Here is a 20,280-nt window from a genome sequence, read left to right on the forward strand (position 1 = left end):
CCCCTGGGCTCTTCAACCGGTTATCGCGGGCGCTCGGATTTGTCGGTGGGTGCCGCTAGCGTGCCGCCATGGGTATCGAACTGGGCATGATCACGATCGACTGCGCGGATCCGCGCGGGCTCGCGGCGTTCTGGACGAAGGCGCTCGGGGTCGAGGTGGACCAGGACCACGACGGCGAGTTCCTGATCCTGCACCCCAAGGTGGAGAACGGGCCGGTGTTCGCGTTCCAGCGCGTGCCGGAGCCGCGGGTGGGTAAGAACCGGGTCCACATGGACTTCGGCGCCGAAGACAGAGAGAAGGAGGTGGAGCGCCTGATCGGGCTGGGCGCGAAGCAGGTGGACGAGCAGAAGATGCCGGGTATCGCCTGGACGGTGCTGGCCGACCCTGCGGGCAACGAATTCTGCGTCGCGACCCACGGGTAGTGAGGGCGGCCCCGATGGTCAGAATGGCGGTATGACGGAGCGAGCCATCCTGCCCTGGGCCGACATCGAGCTACCGGAAGGCCTGGGCGTCCGGCTGTACGACGGCATCGGGCCGCTGCCGGAGGGCGGCCTCGATGACGTCGAGATCTACGTGCTGCCGTACGACACCGGGGCGGAGCCGACGAAGCTGATCGACAGGCTCCCGTCGCTGAAGCTCGTGCAGTCGCTTTCGGCCGGGGTGGAAAGGCTGGTCCCGCTGGTGCCGGCGGGGGTGAAGCTGGCCAACGGCCGCGGCCTGCACGACCTCAGCGTGGCCGAGCACGCGCTGGCGCTGATCCACGCGTCGCAGCGGGATCTGCCGCGCTGGTTCGCGCAGCAGGCGACGGGCTCGTGGGCTCGCGAACACACGCGTTCGCTGGCCGACAGCCGGGTGCTGCTGGTCGGCCACGGCTCGATCGGCCAGGCCATCGAGCGGCAGCTGATCGCGGCCGAAGCGGTCGTGACCAGGGTGGCGAGCACGGCGCGTCCCGCGGAGCGGGTGCACGGCGTCGGCGAACTGGCGGCACTGCTGCCGTCCGCCGACATCGTGGTCCTGATCCTGCCCGAGACGCCCGCGACCACGGGCCTGTTCGGCGCCGCGGAACTCGCCGCGCTGCCGGACGGCGCCCTGGTGGTGAACGTCGGGCGCGGCTCGGCGATCGACACCGCGGCGCTCACCGCCGAGACCGTCGCCGGGCGCTTGCGCGCGGCGCTGGACGTCGTCGATCCGGAGCCGCTGCCCGCCGGGCATCCACTGTGGACGGCGCCGGGGGTCGTCATCACGCCGCATATCGCGGGCGGGTCGGCGTCGTTCTACCCGCGCGCGAAGCGGCTGGTGGCCGAGCAACTGCGCCGGTACGTCGCCGGGGAAGAGCCGCTGAACGTGGTCGGCTGAAGGACGCTTTAGGGCCAGTGGGTGCGGTAGGCGAGCCAGTCGCGCATGGCCGCGGCGAGCCGGCGCTGCGCCGCGCGCACCCCGGTCGTCGCGGGTGGTTCCGGGAGCCGGCACGCGCGTTCGGTGTGCCCGGCCAAGGCGACGCCGAACGCGGTGACCGCCCACACCGGGACGCCGGACAGCACGGGGCGCCGCCGCAGCAGGCGGTCGACGTCGGCGGGCTCGTGCCCGGCGTCGAGCAGATACGGCACAAGCGCGACCAGGTCGAGCCAGCCCGCGCCTCTCGCCGGATAACGCCAGTTGGTGACGAGCACCCGGCCCGGCCCGGTCCGCACCAGGTATTCGGGCTGGATGTCGTTGTGCAGCAACGTGTCCCCTGCCGACCAGGGATGCCACGACGTCTCCAGCTGGACGAGCCTGTCGAGGTTGCGGACGGCCCAGCCGTCGAGATCGCCGGGCGGCTCCTTCGCCAGTTCGTGCCAGCCGCGCAGGAGCGGGCCGAGATCGTCGAGGGCGTCCGGGACATCGGGCAGCGGGCACGGCGTGAGCGTGCGCCCGAGCGCGCCGAAGGTGGCCAGGACCGCGGAGAGGTCCGGCGACCCCGGCCGTAGGTTCGGCCTGGTGCCGTCGAAGTCGGCGAACGCGAGCACCAGCCAGTCGCCGTCCACAAAGGACAGCAGCTTCGGCGTGGGTGCCTCCGGCGGCAGCCGTCGCGCGATGGCGGCCTCCGTCCGGTAGCCGCCCGCGCGCGGGCTGTTCGCCGGGATCGCCTTCAGGAAGACCCAGCGATGACCGCGGTCGAGTTCGAGCCTCGCGGAGACACCGCCGTCGAATTCCGGGGTCTGCCACAGCGAACGGCGGACTACCGACCCGAGCTCACGCTCCACGGTGTCACGCGTCGCCGAAGGCAGGTCATGCCAGCCGAGGCGTGCGGAAACCGGCAACGCCCTACCACCCCCAGCGATCTCTCCGAGAAGATCGACTGTACCCAAATCCACCCTTTCGGGTGACAACCGGTCAGGTCGGAACGGACTTCACGTACCCGGCCCAGCGCTGATGCTCGCTGAAGCCGACACGTTCGTAGACACCGAGGGCGCGGTGGCTGTTGTCCTGATCCACGTTGAGCGAAGCCCGCTGGAAGCCCTTCGCCTTGGCCTGGAGGATCGTGTGCCCGAGCAGCGCGCCCGCGATGCCGCGCCCGCGAAGGGCCGCGTCCGTCGCGACGTGACTGACATACAGGTCCTTCACACCCGTGGCGGCCTCGTCGGAGGCGAAGAACGCGCTCAGCACCATCGCGACCACTCGGTCACGCTCCGGGCTCAGCAGCAGGAACGACAGGTCCGGCTGGAAATCCTTCCCGCCGACCACCAGATGCCGCCACGCCTCCGGAGACTGCTCCGTGCTCCCCCAATGGTCCGCGAAGGTCTCGTTGCGGGACCGAAGGGTGAAGGCTTCGTACTTGTCCTCGTAGGTGACGAGCGGGAACTCTTCGGGCAGCGGCTTGACCGGCGGGATCGCGTCGAGGTCGGCGCGCATGTCGACGAACCACCGGGCGTGCTCGTATCCGGAGTCGACGAGGACCTCGGAGAGCCAGCGCTGCTTGGTGTTGGCCGCGGCGTGCAGTTCCAGTGGCACGTCCGGGTGGGACTTCGCGTGGAGGCGCTTTCCCGCCTCCACGAACCAGCCGGTGAGGTGCGCGGCGATCGCGTCGTCGCGGTACTCGGGGTGAACGAGCGTCTCGGCCCGCATCATGTGCACCGGATCCGCCGCGTCACGTTTCCTGAGCAGGCCGTAGGCGACCAGTGTGCCGCCGTCCCAGGCGCTGGTGGACGCCGTCGGCAGGTCCACCGTCGGCGAGCCGATCTCTTCGGCGAGATCCTCCGCGCTGTAGTGCTCCTCGATCGGCTCGACACGCTCCGCCTCGGCGAAGGTCTCGGCCAGTCGCGGCATGTCGTCCAGGGTCAGCGGGCGCCAGGTCAGGCTCATGCGGACGAGGCTAAGCCCGCGCCTCGGGGTGACGCACTCCATTTAGTTACGCTTCCGTGGTGCTCGTGCTGCTCCCCCCTTCCGAAACCAAGGCCGCCGGTGGCACCGGCGCGCCGCTGGACCTCGGCGCCCTGTCGTTCCCGGAACTGAATCCGACCAGGGCGAAGCTGGCCGACGCGCTCGTCGAACTGGCGGGCGACGTCCCGGCCAGTGTCGTCGCGCTCGGCATCACGCCACGGCAGGCCGACGAGGTCGCCCGCAACGCCGAGCTGTGGACCTCGCCCACGATGCCGGGGCTGCGCCGCTACACCGGGGTGCTCTACGACGCGCTCGACGTCAAGTCCTTCACCAAGGCGACGCTGGCGAAGGCCGAGAAGCGCCTCGCCGTCGCTTCGGCCCTGTTCGGGGTGGTCGCGGCGACCGACCCGATCCCCGCGTACCGGCTTTCCGGCGGGAACGCGCTGCCGTCGCTCGGGACCATCCGCAGCGTGTGGAAGCCGACGCTCGAACCGGTGCTCCAGGGCATCGAGGGGCTCGTCGTCGACCTGCGCTCCGGGACCTACTCGGCGCTCGCGAAGCTCCGGCCGGACGCGGTGACCGTCCGTGTGGTGACCGAGGACGCGAAGGGCAACCGGACCACGGTGAGCCACTTCAACAAGGCGTACAAGGGGCGGCTGGCCGCGGAGCTGGTGAAGTCCCGCAGCGAACCGTCCACTGTGGAACAGCTGCTGCGGGTGCTGTCGAAGGCCGGTCTCGACGTCGAACGCACCGGTGACCACAGTCTGGAGCTGCTCACCGGAGACGGGCCGCATTAGTTCAGTACCCCTACGGGCTTCTTCCTCGATTGTTCCGCCGGTGGCACATGCGGAAAGTGATTTCCAGCCATCTGGAAAGGAACAACCGTGAACAGAAGACAACGGCTTCTGGGGATCGCCACCGCCACCCTCGGCTGCCTCTCGGTCCTCCTGCCCGCGCCTGCCGCGGCCGCGAACCTGCCAGCCGTCACCCCGACGGACCAGGCGATCGTCCCCGGTGGACTCCACACGAACTCCATCGGCGGCACCCCGGCCTCCGTCAAGGACCACCCGTTCATCATCGCGGGCCTGCGCGAAGGCGGGACGCGACCACAGGGCCAGACCTGCACCGGCTCGGTCGTCGCGCCGCGCAAGATCCTGATCGCCGCGCACTGCAAGGACGCGGCGGGCGCGAAATCCTTCCTCTACGGACTGGACGATCTCAACGCCGGTGGCGGAACGAAGATCGGCGTCGTCAGCTACGAGAAGCACCCGAAGTACGTCAACTTCGACCAGGGGTACGACGTCGCGGTGGTCACCACCGACGCCGACATCCCGGTGCCGGGCGGTCAGTACGCGAAGGTCGCGACGTCGGCCGACACGGACCTGAACAAGCCGGGCAAGTCCGGGCTCGGGCTCGGCTACGGCAAGAAGAACCACGACGACAGTCCCGCGAACGTCGAACTGCACAAGTTCACCCTGCCGATCGTGCAGGGCAGCAGCTGCAACGGTGTCGGCGCGGGCTTCAAAGACGCGACGATGATCTGCAGCGGTTACAGCGACGGCCACGTCACGATCCTGCCGGGCGACAGCGGCGGGCCGCTGGTCGTGGACGGCAAGATCGTCGGCGTCGCGTCGTGGAGCCGCAGCGACTTCAAGTGGTACAGCGTGTACGGCAGGCTCAACAACGACATGGGCGACTGGGTCAAGCAGCAGATCGGCGAGCCGAACAACCCGGAGACGTTCTCCCTCGCGGTGACGCCGTCCTCGCTCAAGGTCGAGCCGGGCAAGTACGTTTCGGCCACGGTGACCAGCAAGCCGGGCAAGAACGGCGCGGAGAAGGTCGACCTGAGCGCGTCGGGGCTTCCGGACGGGGCGAAGGCCACGTTCCAGCCCGCGTCCATCACCTCGGGCGAATCGGCCAAGGTGAGCATCGAGGTTCCCGCCGGGACGGCCGAAAAGGACTACGCGGTCACGATCTCGGGCAAGGGAACCACCGACACGGCGACCACGAAGCTGACGCTGACCGTCGGTGAAGGCGGACCGCAGCCCGGCAACCTCCAGGTGAGCGTGAGCCCCGGCAGCGGGACCGCCCAGCCCGGGTTCTTCAGCAACGTCACGGTTTCCGCCACCGGCGGGACCGGAACGATCACGCTGTCGGCGTCCGGACAGGGCCTGCCGTTCGCGCCGTTCTTCAACCCGAAGACGATCTCGAGCGGCGGCAGCTCGACCATGCAGGTGGTCGCGCCGTTCCAGCGCGGCACGTACCCGGTGACCGTCACCGCGACGGACTCGGCGGGCAAGACCTCGACGGCGACCTACACCCTCACCGTCCAGTAGCGAGTGCCAGGAAAGGGGCTTTCAGGACAGATTTCGTCCTGAAAGCCCCTTTCCCGACGCTTCAGGACCGGGCGAGCACCGCCATCGCGGCATTGTGGCCAGGAATCCCCGAGACGCCACCGCCCCGCACGGCGCCCGCACCGCAGAGCAGCACCCGTTCGTGCGCCGTCTCGACACCCCATTTCCCCACCTGAGCCGCATCGGCCGCGTAAGGCCACGACAGGTCGCGATGGAAGATGTGCCCCGCGGGCAGCCCCAGTTCGGCTTCGAGGTCCAGCGGGGTCTTCGCCTCGATACACGATCGGCCGTCCGGTGAACGCAGCACACAGTCCTCGATCGGTTCGGCCAGCACACTGTCCAAAGAGGACAACGTCGCCCGCAACGCCGCTTCACGCGCGGCGTCGTTGCGCCCTTCGAACAATCGTGCGGGCATGTGCAGGCCGAAGAGCGTCAACGTCTGCACGCCTGCGGCCTGTTCGGCCGGGCCGAGGATCGACGGGTCGGTCAGCGAGTGGCAGTAGATCTCACACGGCGGCAGCGACGGGATCTCGCCCGCGGCGGCCTCCGCGTACGCCGTCGCCAACTGCCCGTAGCTTTCGTTGACGTGGAACGTGCCCCCGAACGCCTCACGCGGGTCGACGCTCGAATCGCGTAACCGCGGCAGCCGTGACAGCACCATGTTCACCTTGAGCTGCGCGCCTTCCGGCGCCTCCGGCGGTTCCTCGCCCAGCAGCCGCGCGAGTGTCCGCGGCGCGACGTTGGCCAGCACGTGACCGCCGCGCACGGCGAACTCGTCGTCATCGAGCCGGTACCGCACCGATCCGTCCGGGTCGATGGACAGCACCTCGGCGCCCGTCATCAGCCGCGCCCCGGCCGCCCGCGCGGCCGACGCGAGCGCGCCGGTCACCGCGCCCATCCCGCCCACCGGGACGTCCCAATCGCCGGTCTCGTTGCCGATCACGTGGTAGAGCAGGCAAAGGTTCTGCCGGAAATCGCCGGCGTCGGCGAAGGTCCCGATCAGCGCGTCGGTCAGGACGACACCGCGGACGGTGTCGTCGCCGAACAGTGCGGTGAGCGTTTCGGAGATCGGCCGTTCGAACAGCGCGTCCCAGGCTTCCGGATCGATCCCTGAGCGCAGTTCCTCCCTGGAGACCAGCGGTTCGGTCAGCGTGGGAAACGTCCGCTCCGCGACCCGGGAGGTCATCGCGTAGAACCGTTGCCACGCTTCGAAGTCCTTTGTGGACCCGGTGAGCGCGGAGAACGACGCCGCCGTGCGACCCTCGTCGCCCGTGTCGACAAGGAGACCGCCGTCGCCGACGGGCGTGTACGACGACATCCTCCGCCGCCTGAGATCGAGCTCGAGCCCGAGGTCCGCGACGACCTTGCGCGGCAGCAGGCTCACCAGGTACGAGTACCGCGAAAGCCGGACGTCGACCCCGGGGAAGGCCCGGAAGGACACCGCCGCCCCGCCGACTTCGTCACGGCGTTCCAGCACCAGCACCGAACGGCCCGCCCTGGCCAGGTAGGCCGCCGCCACCAGGCCGTTGTGCCCGCCACCGACGATCACAGTGTCGACCACGTCGTAGGACTCCATGCAACCCTCCAAAGCGAAACGACAGTGCGCCGCGGTCATCGTGACCGCGGCGCACCGCCGTTCGCAAGGACTCAGAAGGTGATGGAGAATCCTTCGATCGTCCCGCTGTCGAACCGGTAAACGTCACGGACCCGCAGTTTCCAGGTCCCGTTCGCCGGTTCGGACGAGGCGTTCACCGTGTACGACGTGTGCACGCCACTCGCCTCGCCGATCCCTCCCGCTGGCTTGAGCGCGAACACCGCGCCACTCGGCCCGATCAGGTCGATCGCCAGGTCACCGGTGTAGGTGTGCGCGATGTCGACCTTGACCGGCAGCGTCGCCGACGCCTTGCCGTCGCAGCCTTCCTGCGTCACCGAACTGGTCACCGCGTCACCCGCGTCCGGAATGGACACCGGTGTGGTGTTCGACTTGGCCCCGCACTTCGGGCCGGGGCCGCCACCGCCGATGAACGACACGTTCAGCAGCTTGTTCACCGTCCCGCTCGGCAGGCCCTTGAGCACGCCGTCCGAGGAGTTGTTCACCAGCGCGTCCCGCGTCTGCTGCGCGGTGGCGCCGGAGTTGGCGGACAGGTACAGCGCCGCCGCGCCCGCCACGTGCGGCGTGGCCATCGAAGTGCCGCTCATGTTCGCCGAACCACCGTTGGACGTGGACAACGACGTGATGTTGTTGCCAGGGGCGAAGATGTCCACGCACGAACTGTGGTTGGAGAACGACGCCTTGTTGTCGTTCTCGTCCGAGGCGCCGACCGTGATCGCCTCGGGGATGCGGGCGGGGCTGACGTTGCAGGCGTTCTGGTTCTCGTTGCCCGCCGCCACCGCGTAGACGAAGCCCGCCGCGATGGACTTCTTGATGACGTCGTCGCCGAGCCCGACCTGGTCCATCCGCAGGCTCAGGTTCGCCACCGCCGGTTTGGTGCCGTTCGCGGTCAGCCATTCGGCCGCGTCGACGATGGCGGAGTCGGGACCGTTGCCCGAACAGTCGTTGCCCAGCACCTTCAGCCCGACGATCTTGACCTTCTTGGCCACGCCGTAGGTCTTGCTGCCGATGGTGCCCGCGGTGTGACTGCCGTGCCCGTTGCAGTCCTTCCCGTTGCCGCCCACGAAGTCCTTGCCGATGGACGCGCGGCCTTCGTACTCCGGGTTCTCCGGGTTGATGCCGGTGTCCATGTCGTACGCGGTGACGCCCTCACCCGTGTTCGGATAGGTGAAGCTCTTGTCGCGCGGCAGGTTCTTCTGGTCGATCCGGTCGAGGCCCCAGGTGGGGTTGGTCTGCGTGCCGACGGCACGCGCCGTGCCGTCCTGGAAGACCGTCTTGACCGCGGGATCGGCCGCGAGCCGCCGGGCCTGCTGCTCGGACATTCCCTTGACCGAGAAGCCGCGGAGCACGTTCTTGTACGCCGACCGGACTTCGCCGCCGTAACGGCTGGTCAGTGCGGCCGAAGACTGCTCGACCGCCATGGTGCCGACATCGTGGAGCACCACGATGTACTGATTCCCGTAGTGCTGGTTCGCCTGCACGACAACGCCTTCCGCCTGCGCGGCGACGGCGTTGCCTGCGGCGAGCGCGGCCAGCGCGGTGGCCGCCACGGCCACCACACCGGCCCGCACGCCGCGGCGCATCAGAGACCCGCCACGTTCAGCAGCTTGTTGGTCGAACCGGAACCCGGGCTCGTCACGACACCGCTGGTGGCGGCGCTCGCCAGGCCGGAGGCCACGGCGGCCGGGTTGGCCGACGGGTGCGAGGTCAGGTAGATCGCGGCCGCGCCGGCGACGTGCGGGGTCGCCATCGAGGTGCCGCTCATCTGCTGGGTACCGCCACCGTTGCGCAGCGAGGTGATGTTGGTGCCGGGCGCGAAGATGTCGGTGCAGCTGCCGTAGTTCGAGAACGTGGACCGGCGGTCGTCGTTCTGGGTGGCGTTGACGGTGATGGCCTCACGCACGCGGGCCGGGCTGGTGGAGCAGGCGTCCGTGTTGGAATTCCCCGAAGCCACCGTGTTGGTGATGCCCGCCGAGACCGCGCGGCGCACGGCGGCGTCCACACCGGAGTCGGCCGGTCCGCCGAGGCTCATGGTGAGCACCGACGGGCCCTTGGCGTTCTTCACGACCCAGTCGATCCCGCTGATGATCTGCGAGTACTGGCCGCTGCCCTGGCAGTTCAGCACGCGGACGGAGACGATCTTGGCGCCCTTGGCCACGCCGTAGGTGGCGCTGCCGACGGTGCCCGCGACGTGCGTGCCGTGGCCCTGACAGTCCTTGGCGTCGCTGTCGTTGTCGATGAAGTCGTAACCGCTGCTCGCACGGCCGCCGAACTCCGACTGGCGGTAGTCGACACCGGTGTCGAGGACGTAGACCGTCGCACCCGCACCGTCGTTCGGGTAGGTGTACTTCCGGTCCAGCGGCAGGTTCTTCTGGTCGATCCGGTCGAGACCCCAGGTCGGGTTGTTCTGGGTGCCGGTCATGTGGGCGACCGCGTCCTGCTGGACGAAGTCGACGTTGGGGTCGGCGGCGAGCCGCTTGGCCTGTGCCTCGGTCATCTTCGCCGAGAAGCCGTTCAGCGCGGCGGTGTAAGTCGCCTTCACCTGGCCGCCGTACTTGGCCGCGAGACCGGCGTCGCCGCTCTTCAGCGAGACGATGTACCCGTCAGTGACGGCTCCCGGCACACCGGCGCCGCGGATCTGCCCCTCGGCGGCCGTCGCCGATCCGGCGAAGGCCAGCGAGGCCGCTACACAGGCCCCGGTGAGCACCGCACCCGCGATCCGGTGACGTCGAAGTTCTCCACGCATTTCCTGAGCTCCGTTCACTCGAACAGGTGGTTCGCGCCGGCGGGTTTCCGGGCCGGCGCCGTGACGACCAGTCACGCTTGAATCACTTTCGGGTGGTGGGACCTGCGCGAACAAGCGAGGCAACGGTCCGTAGGACTACGTATCTAATAGGGAAAATCACCATCCCTACGAAAGTTCCGTGACCGTCCGAGCGGGTTCCGTGATCGCTGAGCACGTGCCTAAGCTGCGTTCACTCGAACGGTGTGGTTCGTGAAGCGGGGGTGACCCGGCATGGTGATCGGTGGCTGCCGACGCAGGACGAGTTCGCCCGTGCTCGTCGGCCGTGATGCGGAACTGGGCGAGATCCTCGACGGCGCTATGCGCTCGCCGTCGGTGATCATGCTCGAGGGTGAGGCGGGGGTGGGCAAGACCCGGCTCGCCACCGAGCTGCTGGCCTGCCCCGAACTGGCCGGACGACCGGTCCTCGCCGGAAGCTGCCAGCCACTGCGGGAGCCCTTTCCCTACGGCGTGGTCTTCGACGCGCTGAAGGACGTCCGCCCGGCGCGCGAACTCAACCCCGTGACCGGCGTACTCGCGCCCTACCTGCCGGAACTCGCGGCCTACCTGCCCCAGCCGCCCGCCCGGCTCGGCGATCCGAGGGCCGAACGGCACCGGCTCTTCCGCGCCGTCCGGGAACTGCTCGGCGCGGTGGGCCCGCACGTCCTGCTCATCGAAGACCTCCACTGGGCGGACGACGGGTCCCGCCGCCTGCTGCGATTCCTGATGACCGACCCGCCCCCGGGGCTGACCCTCCTGCTCACCTACCGGCGTGAAGAGACTCCCGGCGGCATCCCGCTCGGCAGCGCCTTCCGGCCCGCGCCCGGCACCGCGCACGTGCTCGTCACGCTCCGGCCGCTCGACCGCGACGGCGTCCAAGCGCTGGTGTCGGCCTTGCTCGGCGAAGCGAACGTCTCGGCCGAGTTCGCCGCGCGGCTGCACGAGCGGACCGCGGGGATCCCGTTCGTGGTCGAGGAGGTCGTGCACGCGGTCGCGGGCATCGAGGGCGCGGTGCACGCCGACGGCGCGACCGCGCGGCGCCTGCTCGACGCGGTCGAAGTCCCGGCTCTGCTGCGTGAAGCGACCGTCGAACGCCTCACCGCGCTGCCGCCCGCCGCCCGGCGGATCACCGAGGCCGCCGCCGTCCTCGGCATACCGTCCACTCCGGACCTGCTGACCGCCGCGGCCGCGCTCACCCCCGAACGCGCCCATCGCGCGCTCGTCCTCGCGCTCGAACGCAACGTCCTGGTGGAGACCGGCGAGGGCGAATACGGCTTCCGGCACGCGCTCGCCCAGCAGGCCGTCTACCGCACCATCCCCGGCCCCGACCGGCAGGAACTGCACCGGCGGGCCGCGCGGCTGCTGCGCGACCGGCTCCCGCAGTCCCTCGTGCGGCTCGCCGAACACTGCCGCAAGGCGGGCGACCGGGCCGGGGCCCTGAAATACGGCGAAGCGGCCGCCGATCAGGCGTCGACGGTCGGCGACCTCGCCACCGCGACGGATCTGCTCCGCACCCTGCTCGACGAACCGGGACTGCAACCGTCCGATGTGGACAGACTGGCGGTCAAGTTCAGTTCGGTGGCGTGCAACGGCCTCGCCCAGACCGAGGTCGTCCCGGCGCTGGAACGGCTGCTCACCGACGGCAGGCTGTCCGGGCGCCTGAGCGGCGAAGTCCGGCTGGGGCTCGGGCTCCTGCTGGTGCGCCAGGCGGGCGGACTGGAAGCGGCGAGGACCGAGATCGAGATCGCCGTCAACGACCTGGCCGACCGCCCCGACCTCGCCGGGCGCGGGATGGGCGTCCTCGCCCAGCCCTGGGTCGGCTCGACCCCGCTGCACGAACACCGGCGGTGGATGGACCGGGTGGACGGGCTCATCGACCGGGCGACCGACCCGGGACTGAAGATCATCCTGCTGGCCAACAACGCGGCGTCGCGGCTGCACATCGGGGACCCGCGGGGCTGGGACATGCTGGACCGGGCACCCACCAGCGTCGGCTCGCCCGACGAGCAGCGGCATCTGGCGCGGCTGCACTGCAACAGCGCCGACGCCTGCGCCTGGACGGGTCACCACCGGCGGGCCAGGAGCCTGCTGCGCAGCGGAATGCAGCTGGCCGCCGACTGCGGGGCGCCGTACGTCGTCAGCACGGCCCGCGCGACGGCGGTCCACACCGACTGGCTCACCGGGAACTGGGACGGTCTCGCCGAACGGGCCGACGCGCTGATCGACGAGTACCGCGACCTGCTGCCGGTGACCAGCGAACTGTGCCTGGTGCTGGGCCTGCTCGCCGCCGCCCGCGGCGAATGGGACGAAGCCGCGATCCGGTTCGCCGGGACCGCGGCGGACCAGCCGGAGAACGCGTTCACACCGGTCGCGATCGCCGCGCACGCCGGGATGGCGGGCATGCTGCTCGCACAGGACCTCGGCGAGGCCGCCGTAATCCAGGCCGAGAAGGGACTGGAACTCTTGCGCGCCAAGGGTGTCTGGGCCTGGGGCGCCGATCTGGTGATGGCCGCCGTCGACGCGTACTGCGTCACCGGGCAGGATGCCGCGGCGCAAGCGCTGACCGACGAGTTCGAACGCGAGATCGGCGACCTCGACGCGCCGTCGACCCGTGCCGCGCTGGCCGCGAACCGGGGGCTCGTCGCGGCGTCGCGAGGCGACCACGCGGAGGCGATCAAGGCCTTCGAGCAGGCACGGGCGCGGTTCGACGCCCTCCCCGCGCCGTACCACGCGGCGCTGATCGCCGAACGGGCCACGCGGTGCCGCCTGGCCATGAACGAGGACGTCGCGGAGACGTTCGCCGCGCTCGCCGAAGCGTTCGACCACCTCGGCGCCACGCGTGACGCCGCACGCTGCCGTCACGCGTTCCGGTCCACCGGCGCCGTCGCCCCCTCGCGGCGCGGCCGCCGGGGTTACGGCGACGAACTGTCCCCGCGCGAGCGCGATGTCGCCAGGCTGCTCGCCGCCGGGCACACCAACCGGGAGATCGCCGAGGTGCTGTTCCTGTCCCGGCGCACGGTGGAACAGCACGTCGCGAGCGTTTTGCGGAAGCTGAAGGTGCGGTCGCGGAGCGAGCTGGCGGGGCTGCGGTCGGCTTAGGAATCAGTTCGGTTGCGGGCGCCTGGCGGGGGCGGAGAGCGAGGCCGGCGGCGTCGTGAGTGGCAAAGGGGCTGTGTCGCGAAAGCCACTTTCGGGACACCAGACGTCGCGAAAGTGGCTTTCGCGACACCCGAACCGGCTGGCGTGGGCGTCAGGCACGGCGGCTGGGTCGGAAACTCGACCTTCACCCCTTCCTCAAGTACGGGAAGGCCTCCTTCACTGCGCTAGACGCAAGGAAGGGGTCCTTCACGTACTTCAGGTGGGCAGGGCAGCGCCCCCGCCCCGCGACAGATACCGAAGGACGGCACGAGCACGCCACCTTCGCCTTAGCCCTCATTAATTCGGTTGCGGGCGCCCGACGGCGTCCGAGATGATCGTGCGCGATCCGGCAGGGAGCCGGTGGATGCGATCGGGAGGTGCCTCGTGCTGATGACTGTCCGGGGCGTTGTCCGCCCCCATCCACTCGCCCCTCGCGGCTGAGCGCGGAATCACGACGCTCGCCCGGTGGGGCACCCCTGACTAGGAGAACCCACCAGTGCGCAAGCACGATCTCGAAGAGTCTTACGAACAAAGTCCCCGCCGCACCCGTCGCGCTCGTTTCGACGACGAACCCGAACCCGCTCGCGGCGGACGGCTCACCGAAGCCGAACGCGTCCGGCTCGCCCGGCTGCGCGAAGACGCTTACACCGAAACAGCGATCCCTGACGGCGCCGACCGCTGGAGCACCTGGGGTGAAGCCGAGCACGGGCCGCACCCGCGACCCGACTGGGTGATCACCGAGCTGGCGGCGGTGGACACCGAACTCGGCATCCTCAAAACCGGCAAGGAGGCCGACGTCCACCTCGTCCGGCGCAACCTGCCCGGAACCGAGGGCACGGTGCTGGCGGCCAAGCGGTATCGCAGCGGCGAGCACCGCCTCTTCCACCGTGACGCCGGTTATCTCGAAGGCAGGCGGATGCGGCGCTCGCGGGAGATGCGGGCCATGGAAACGCGCAGCAGCTTCGGCCGCAACCTCATCGCCGAGCAGTGGGCGGTGGCCGAGTTCGGCGCGCTGAGCAGGCTGTGGGCGGTCGGCGCTCCGGTGCCGTACCCGGTGCAGCGCGACGGCACCGAACTGCTGCTGGAATTCCTCGGCGACGGCGAGACGGCCGCGCCGCGGCTCGCGCAGGTCCGGCCGGAGCCGGAACAGTTGCGGGAACTGTGGTTCCAGACCTCGGCGATGCTGGAACTGCTGGCGTCGCAGGGGCTCGCGCACGGCGACCTCTCGGCGTACAACCTGCTCGTCCACCGCGGGCAGATCATGGTGATCGATCTGCCGCAGGTGGTCGACATCGTGGCCAACCCCGGCGGGCTCGAGTTCCTCGCGCGGGACGTGCGGAACATCGCCACGTGGTTCCACTCACGGGGACTGCCGGAGCGGCTGACGGCGGTCCCGGAGCTGATCGGGGAACTGCAAGAGATCGCCGGCCTCCGCTGACCGTCCACAGTGTCATGAAAGGGGCTTTCCCGACGTGATCCGTCAGGAAAGCCCCTTTCATGACACGCAGGGAGAAGCCTCGGTGGAGACCCTGCCCACAATCGGTCCCTCCGATTGGGAGGCCGGATAACGGTCCGGTACAGTAGTGCTAGACCGCAACCGGCGGCGTGGATGAGTGGTGTCCGTCGCCTCCAAAGCCAACCGAATGGCTCGCGGTATCCGTATCAATCAATTGGCGCGCGGTGTCATGCAGACGCGGTGTGCCGGGTTCGTCCCTGTGAACGCCCATCTGTGCACACCATCTTGCCCTGCCTGCGTGCGGGCAGCCCGGGCCTCCTTGCGACGTGCCACGTCCGAGAGGCATTTGTGACAGTCACGTTCAACTCCGGCCACACCTCACCGTCGGCCCGGCAGCACCGCAAGCCGCGCACCCGCCCCGCGGGTGACGCGATGCTGCACAACGACGCCGTCGAGAGTGTCGAGGCCACCACCTGGGCGGAGCTCGGTCTCCCCGAGCCCCTGCTGCGGGCACTGGCCGAGGGCGGGATCACCACCCCGTTCCCGATCCAGTCCGCGACCATCCCCGACGCGCTCGCCGGCCGCGACGTGCTGGGCCGCGCCCAGACCGGTTCCGGCAAGACCCTGGCCTTCGGCCTCGCGATGCTGACCCGGCTCAACGGCGGCCGCGCCCGTCCGAAGCACCCCCGCGCGCTGATCCTCGTCCCGACCCGCGAGCTGGCCATGCAGGTCGCGGACTCGCTGACCCCGCTGGCCAAGTCCCTCGGCCTGTGGTGCCGCACCGCCGTCGGCGGCATGGCCTTCACCCGCCAGGCCGACGCGCTTTCCCGCGGCGTCGACCTGCTGATCGCCACCCCCGGCCGGCTGTCGGACCACGTCCGCCAGGGCACCGCGTCGCTGTCGGAATGCACCTTCATCGCGCTCGACGAGGCCGACCAGATGGCCGACATGGGCTTCATGCCGCAGGTCCGCGAGATCCTCGACCTGACCCCGCGTGACGGCCAGCGCCTGCTGTTCTCGGCGACCCTCGACGGTGACGTCGACCGCCTGGTCCGTGCGTACCTGACCAACCCGGTCACGCACTCGGTCGCCCCGTCGACCGCGAGCGTCACCACCATGGACCACCACGTGCTCCAGGTGTCGCACCAGGACAAGCAGGACATCATCACCGAGATCGGCGCCCGCGAGGGCCGCACGATCATGTTCGTCCGCACCAAGCACCACGTGGACCGCCTCACCGAGCGCCTGCGCGAGAAGGGCGTCCACGCGGCCGCTCTGCACGGCGGCAAGACCCAGGGCCAGCGCAACCGGGTCCTCTCGGACTTCAAGGAGGGCTTCGCCCCGGTCCTCGTGGCCACGGACGTCGCCGCTCGCGGTATCCACGTCGACGACATCTCGCTGGTGCTGCACGTCGACCCGGCCGCCGACCACAAGGACTACCTGCACCGCGCCGGCCGGACCGCGCGCGCCGGGGCGTCCGGTGTCGTGGTCACGCTGGTCACCCACGACCAGCGCCGCATGGTGCGCCGGATGACCGACCGCGCCGGTGTCCGCGCCGAGCAGACCACGGTCCGCCCGGGCGACGCCGAGCTCGCTCGCATCACCGGTGCGCAGCAGCCCAGCGGTGAGCCGGTCATCGAGCGTCGTCGTGAGTCCCCGCGTCGCGGCGGTGGCCGCGGCTACGGTGGCGGCGACCGCGGTGGCTACCAGGGTTCGCGCGAGGGTCACGGTCACCGCGAAGGCGGCCGTCCCGGCGGCTTCCGCGGCCGCCCGCGTCGTGGCGAGTCCGGTGGCGGCAGCGGCCGCCCGCAGCGTCCGGGCACCGGACGCCCGCGTCGCAGCTACGACAGCTGAACTGACTGAACGGAGCCGGTCCACCCCGGCCCCAGCGTGCAATGAACGGGCCTTTCCTTGCAAATTTTGCAAGGAAAGGCCCGTTCATTGCGTTCCGGTGGGGGCACAGCGGGACCACCACGCCAGGCACGGGGGCGCGAGTGGGAGACTGCGGGACGTGACTTCTCCCGGCCCCGCTCCCCAGAACCTCCCGCCCGACCAGGTCTTCGACTGGCTCGACGTGGAGGCGGAGAAGCGGGCCGAGGCCGGGCTGGTGCGCAAGCTGCGCATCCGGCAGGCGCAGGAGCCCGAACTCGACCTCGCGGGCAACGACTACCTCGGGCTCGCCAGGGACAAACGCGTCGCCGGTGCCGCCGCCGCGGCCGCGTTGCGCTGGGGCGCGGGGGCGACCGGCTCCCGCCTCGTCTCCGGCACCACCGACGTCCACGCCGAACTCGAGCAGGAACTCGCCCGCTTCTGCGGCACGCAGGCCGCGCTGGTCTTCTCGTCCGGCTTCACCGCGAACCTCGGCGCCGTCACGGCCCTGTCCGGCGCGGATTCCGCGATCGTCACGGACAAGTACATCCACGCCTCGCTGATCGAAGGCTGCCGCCTGTCCCGGTCGGACATCGCCGCCGTCGCGCACAGCGATCCGAGCGCCTTCAAACACGCTCTCGCGACCCGCCGCAAGCCACGCGCGCTCGTCGTCACCGACTCCGTGTTCTCCGTCGACGGCGACATCGCCCCGCTGGAGCAACTCGCCACCGTCTGCCGGGAACACGGCGCTTCGCTGCTCGTCGACGACGCCCACGGCTTCGGTGTTCTCGGCGAAGGCGGCCGCGGTGCCGTCCACGCCGCGGGACTCTCCAGCGCACCGGACGTCGTCACCACGATCACGCTGTCGAAATCCCTTGGGGCGCAAGGCGGAGCGGTGCTCGGGCCGCGTCGCGTGATCAAGCATCTCGTGGACACCGCGCGCAGTTTTATCTTCGACACCGCGCTCGCGCCCGCCAGCGCCGCCGCGGCGCTGGCGGCCCTCAACGCGTTGAAGGCCGAGCCGGAGCTGGCCACCAAGGTGACCGAGGCGGCTGGAAACCTTGCGTACCAACTGAAAGCGGCGGGGTTCCGGGTCGGTCTCCCGGACGCCGCGGTGATCTCGGTGCAGGCGCCGTCGCCCGAAGCCGCCGTCACGTGGGCGGCCGAGTGCGCGGATCAGGGGGTGCGGGTCGGCTGCTTCCGCCCGCCGTCCGTGCCAGACGGCATCTCCCGCCTGCGCCTGACCGCGCGGGCCGACCTCACCGAGGCCGACGTGGACCGCGCGGTCGCCGTGATCACGGCTGCGGCGCCTCCCGGCGCCACATCGTGATGTGCGGGATGCCGTCTTCCATGAACTCTTCGCCTTCGGCCACGAAGCCGTACTTGGCATAGAACTTCGTCGCGTACGTCTGCGCGTCGAGGACGCACGGCGCGTCTCCGATCCCCGCGAGCGCGGTCTCCATCAGCCGCCCCCCCAGGCCCTTGCCTCGTGAGCGGACGGCCGTGCACACCCTGCCGATACGGAAGGTGCCGCCGGCGTCCTGCAGCACGCGAAGGTACGAGTCGACGGCGACGGAGCCGCCGATCCAGAGGTGCCTGGTGCCGGGCAGAAGGTCCCGCCCGTCGATCTCGTGGTAAGCGCACTCCTGCTCGACGACGAACACGTCGACGCGCAGGCGGAGGATGCCGTGCAGCTGTGCGGCGGTGATCTCGTCACCGGCGACGGACAGCGGGAACGACGAGGTCTCGATGATCGGGGTGTCGGTGCTCACGCCCCACTTGTTAGCACATCGGACGTGAAGAAGGCATCGATCAGCCGATCAGGCCCCGGCTGTTCTGCTGCGAGATCTCGTTCGCGTAGTGCGAGACGCGGGTGTACACGCCCGGTTTGTTCGCCTTCGCGCAGCCTTCGCCGAACGAAACGATCCCGATCAGCGTGTCGCCCACCATCAGCGGACCACCCGAATCGCCCTGGCAGGCGTCGACCCCGCCTTCGGGGTATCCGGCGCACACCATGTCGCTCGGGTCGTAGCCGGAGTACGCGGTGCGGCAGGTCTTGTCGCTGACCACCGGGACGACCGCGCTGCGCAGGTAGTCCGAACGCGCGCCTCCGTCGGCGACGCGGCCCCAGCCGAGCACCGTGGCCTCGGTGCCTTCGCGGTACTTCTCGACATCACTGGACCCGGCGACCTTCGCGGCCCGGTACGGCAACTGGCCGCTGACCGTCATGACCGCGATGTCGTCACCCTTGCCGGGGTCCCCTTGGTAGTCGGGGCTGACCCAGACCTTCGAAACGCGCAGTTCCATGCCGTCCCGCGAGCGTTTGTCCTCCCGGCCGGCGACCACCCGGACGTCGTTCTTCTTGACCGCGACCGCGCAGTGCGCCGCCGTCGCGACCGTCGTGGAGCTGACGATCACCGCTCCGCAGTACTGGTTGCCGCTGCGATCGGCCAGATAGACCGCGTACGGATACTGCGAGACCGAAGCCTTGCCCCCGCCCACGATCCTCGGCTCGACGGCCTTGTCCGGCCCGCTCACCGCGCTGTCGTCCGCCGACGCGCTGTTGACCGCGATCGGCACCATCACGGCCGTCGCGAGTACCGCCCCGACGGCGAGCATCAGGGTGCGACGTGACTTCTTGGGCATGTTCTTTCCCTTCACCGGGGCGTACGTACGGTCAAACCCTGGGAAGTCATTCGACTCCAGCGCGTACACGAGCGATCGCGAATACCCTAATCGGAGAAAGCCCGATGTGGTGTCACTGAAACGGGTGGACCTGTGCTCACCGAACGCATCTGTCACGCTGGACCAGTGCGGGCGACGGCGACGATTCTGGCGGCTACGGCCTTTCTGCTGTCGTCGTGTTCCAATCCGGCTCCACCTGAAACGACACCTGCGCCGCCTGCGCCGTCCTCATCGGCCGTCGGGACCAGTTCCGCGAAAACCCCTTCACCGGCACCGATTTCGAGCATCCCGGCCCCGCCGCCCGCACCGGTCTGGCAGGTCGGCGCGAAGCCGCTTCCCTTGCGCCGTGACGGTTTCGGGCAGATCCTCCCGACTCCTCCCGTACTGGCCGATCGTGCGCTGCCGACCGCGGACCTGCTTCCCCCGCCGGCCGGGAACCGGTTCGCGGGCACGGTGATCCCGGTGCCCGCCGAGGTTCTCGCGCGCAGCACCTGGCAAGCGGGCTGTCCGGTCAAAGCGGGCGAGCTGCGCTATCTCACGTTGTCTTTCTGGGGTTTCGACGGCCGCGCGCATACCGGCGAAATGCTCGTGAACGCCTCGGTGGCGAACGCCGTCGTCTCCGTTTTCGGGCGGTTGTTCGCCGCGAAGTTCCCGATCGAGGAAATGCGCGTGACCACGCCCGCCGAGCTCACCGCTCCCCCGACGGGTGACGGGAACAACACCAACGCTTTCGTCTGCCGCCCGGCCCGCGGCCAGACGAACTGGTCCGCGCACGCCTACGGACTCGCGATCGACGTCAACCCGTTCTGCAACCCGTACACCAAGGGCGATCTCGTGCTGCCCGAACTCGCGTCGGCGTACCTCGACCGGGCGAACCGGCGGCCGGGGATGATCACCGCCGGGGACCGGACCGTGGCGGCCTTCACCGCGATCGGCTGGATCTGGGGCGGGACCTGGACCACGCCGGTGGACCGGATGCATTTCAGCGCGAACGGACGCTGACCGGGAACAACCGGTCTCCGTG

Annotated in this window: 16 protein-coding genes; 9 read left to right on the top strand and 7 right to left on the bottom strand. The window is 70.0% G+C overall.

What is annotated here, in order from left to right; genetic code table 11:
• Positions 1-68 precede the first annotated feature (68 nt).
• Complete coding sequence (locus tag ACLJPX_RS40920; protein WP_410605576.1) at positions 69-422, top strand: VOC family protein; 354 nt, start codon at positions 69-71, stop codon at positions 420-422.
• A gap of 31 nt (positions 423-453) precedes the next feature.
• Entirely contained in the window at positions 454-1,356 is a 903-nt protein-coding gene (locus ACLJPX_RS40925; RefSeq protein WP_410605577.1) for a 2-hydroxyacid dehydrogenase, read from the top strand.
• An 8-nt stretch (positions 1,357-1,364) separates the two neighbouring features.
• Here the strand turns inward: ACLJPX_RS40925 and ACLJPX_RS40930 are convergent, their stop codons facing one another.
• The gene (locus ACLJPX_RS40930) at positions 1,365-2,300 is read right to left on the bottom strand and encodes an aminoglycoside phosphotransferase (RefSeq protein ID WP_410605578.1); all 936 of its coding nucleotides are present in this window, start codon (positions 2,298-2,300) and stop codon (positions 1,365-1,367) included.
• Between the two features lie 73 nt (positions 2,301-2,373).
• Positions 2,374-3,342: a GNAT family N-acetyltransferase gene (locus tag ACLJPX_RS40935; protein WP_410605579.1), complete on the bottom strand. Its 969-nt coding sequence runs from the start codon at positions 3,340-3,342 to the stop codon at positions 2,374-2,376.
• A gap of 59 nt (positions 3,343-3,401) precedes the next feature.
• On the opposite strand from ACLJPX_RS40935, the gene yaaA reads away from it, so the two are divergent.
• Both yaaA and ACLJPX_RS40945 read left to right on the top strand, forming a co-directional pair.
• Entirely contained in the window at positions 3,402-4,157 is a 756-nt protein-coding gene (gene yaaA, locus ACLJPX_RS40940; protein ID WP_410605580.1) for a peroxide stress protein YaaA, read from the top strand.
• An 87-nt stretch (positions 4,158-4,244) separates the two neighbouring features.
• Entirely contained in the window at positions 4,245-5,696 is a 1,452-nt protein-coding gene (locus ACLJPX_RS40945) for a trypsin-like serine protease (protein ID WP_101609585.1), read from the top strand.
• Between the two features lie 61 nt (positions 5,697-5,757).
• Here the strand turns inward: ACLJPX_RS40945 and ACLJPX_RS40950 are convergent, their stop codons facing one another.
• From ACLJPX_RS40950 to ACLJPX_RS40960, 3 genes are all read right to left on the bottom strand, one after another.
• Positions 5,758-7,290, bottom strand: a complete 1,533-nt coding sequence (locus ACLJPX_RS40950; RefSeq protein WP_410605581.1) for a phytoene desaturase family protein — start codon at positions 7,288-7,290, stop codon at positions 5,758-5,760.
• 71 nt (positions 7,291-7,361) lie between these two features.
• Positions 7,362-8,909: a S8 family serine peptidase gene (locus ACLJPX_RS40955; protein WP_410605582.1), complete on the bottom strand. Its 1,548-nt coding sequence runs from the start codon at positions 8,907-8,909 to the stop codon at positions 7,362-7,364.
• The gene (locus tag ACLJPX_RS40960) at positions 8,909-10,072 is read right to left on the bottom strand and encodes a S8 family peptidase (protein WP_410605583.1); all 1,164 of its coding nucleotides are present in this window, start codon (positions 10,070-10,072) and stop codon (positions 8,909-8,911) included. Before ACLJPX_RS40960 ends, ACLJPX_RS40955 begins: the two co-directional genes overlap by 1 nt.
• A 309-nt stretch (positions 10,073-10,381) precedes the next feature.
• Between ACLJPX_RS40960 and ACLJPX_RS40965 the strand changes: the two genes are divergently transcribed.
• The 4 genes from ACLJPX_RS40965 (at position 10,382) to ACLJPX_RS40980 (ending at position 17,901) form a co-directional block, all read left to right on the top strand.
• Positions 10,382-13,207: an ATP-binding protein gene (locus tag ACLJPX_RS40965; RefSeq protein WP_410605695.1), complete on the top strand. Its 2,826-nt coding sequence runs from the start codon at positions 10,382-10,384 to the stop codon at positions 13,205-13,207.
• A 535-nt stretch (positions 13,208-13,742) separates the two neighbouring features.
• Positions 13,743-14,684 carry a serine protein kinase RIO gene (locus tag ACLJPX_RS40970; RefSeq protein WP_410605584.1) on the top strand — a complete coding sequence of 314 codons (942 nt, stop codon included), beginning with the start codon at positions 13,743-13,745 and terminating at the stop codon, positions 14,682-14,684.
• A gap of 366 nt (positions 14,685-15,050) precedes the next feature.
• The gene (locus tag ACLJPX_RS40975; protein WP_410605585.1) at positions 15,051-16,556 is read left to right on the top strand and encodes a DEAD/DEAH box helicase; all 1,506 of its coding nucleotides are present in this window, start codon (positions 15,051-15,053) and stop codon (positions 16,554-16,556) included.
• Between the two features lie 157 nt (positions 16,557-16,713).
• Entirely contained in the window at positions 16,714-17,901 is a 1,188-nt protein-coding gene (locus ACLJPX_RS40980) for an 8-amino-7-oxononanoate synthase (protein ID WP_410605586.1), read from the top strand.
• On the opposite strand, the gene ACLJPX_RS40985 is transcribed toward ACLJPX_RS40980, so the two are convergent.
• Both ACLJPX_RS40985 and ACLJPX_RS40990 read right to left on the bottom strand, forming a co-directional pair.
• Positions 17,867-18,343, bottom strand: a complete 477-nt coding sequence (locus tag ACLJPX_RS40985; RefSeq protein WP_410605587.1) for a GNAT family N-acetyltransferase — start codon at positions 18,341-18,343, stop codon at positions 17,867-17,869. The genes ACLJPX_RS40980 and ACLJPX_RS40985 overlap by 35 nt on opposite strands.
• Before the next feature lie 40 nt (positions 18,344-18,383).
• Positions 18,384-19,217, bottom strand: coding sequence for a S1 family peptidase (locus ACLJPX_RS40990; RefSeq protein WP_410605588.1), 834 nt, complete (start codon positions 19,215-19,217; stop codon positions 18,384-18,386).
• Between the two features lie 378 nt (positions 19,218-19,595).
• Between ACLJPX_RS40990 and ACLJPX_RS40995 the strand changes: the two genes are divergently transcribed.
• Entirely contained in the window at positions 19,596-20,258 is a 663-nt protein-coding gene (locus ACLJPX_RS40995; RefSeq protein ID WP_410605589.1) for a M15 family metallopeptidase, read from the top strand.
• Positions 20,259-20,280: the final 22 nt, after the last annotated feature.

The organism is Amycolatopsis sp. lyj-90 (assembly GCF_046549035.1).
In the GTDB taxonomy this organism is placed as follows: Bacteria; Actinomycetota; Actinomycetes; order Mycobacteriales; family Pseudonocardiaceae; genus Amycolatopsis.

What these genes read in the sequence shown, in the direction of transcription:
- ACLJPX_RS40955 (WP_410605582.1), bottom strand. Translation starts at nt 8,909, where the DNA reads ATGCGCCGCGGCGTGCGGGCCGGTGTGGTGGCCGTGGCGGCCACCGCG.
- ACLJPX_RS40920 (WP_410605576.1), top strand. Translation starts at nt 69, where the DNA reads ATGGGTATCGAACTGGGCATGATCACGATCGACTGCGCGGATCCGCGC.
- ACLJPX_RS40950 (WP_410605581.1), bottom strand. Translation starts at nt 7,290, where the DNA reads ATGGAGTCCTACGACGTGGTCGACACTGTGATCGTCGGTGGCGGGCAC.
- ACLJPX_RS40990 (WP_410605588.1), bottom strand. Translation starts at nt 19,217, where the DNA reads ATGCCCAAGAAGTCACGTCGCACCCTGATGCTCGCCGTCGGGGCGGTA.
- ACLJPX_RS40960 (WP_410605583.1), bottom strand. Translation starts at nt 10,072, where the DNA reads ATGCGTGGAGAACTTCGACGTCACCGGATCGCGGGTGCGGTGCTCACC.
- ACLJPX_RS40935 (WP_410605579.1), bottom strand. Translation starts at nt 3,342, where the DNA reads ATGAGCCTGACCTGGCGCCCGCTGACCCTGGACGACATGCCGCGACTG.
- ACLJPX_RS40925 (WP_410605577.1), top strand. Translation starts at nt 454, where the DNA reads ATGACGGAGCGAGCCATCCTGCCCTGGGCCGACATCGAGCTACCGGAA.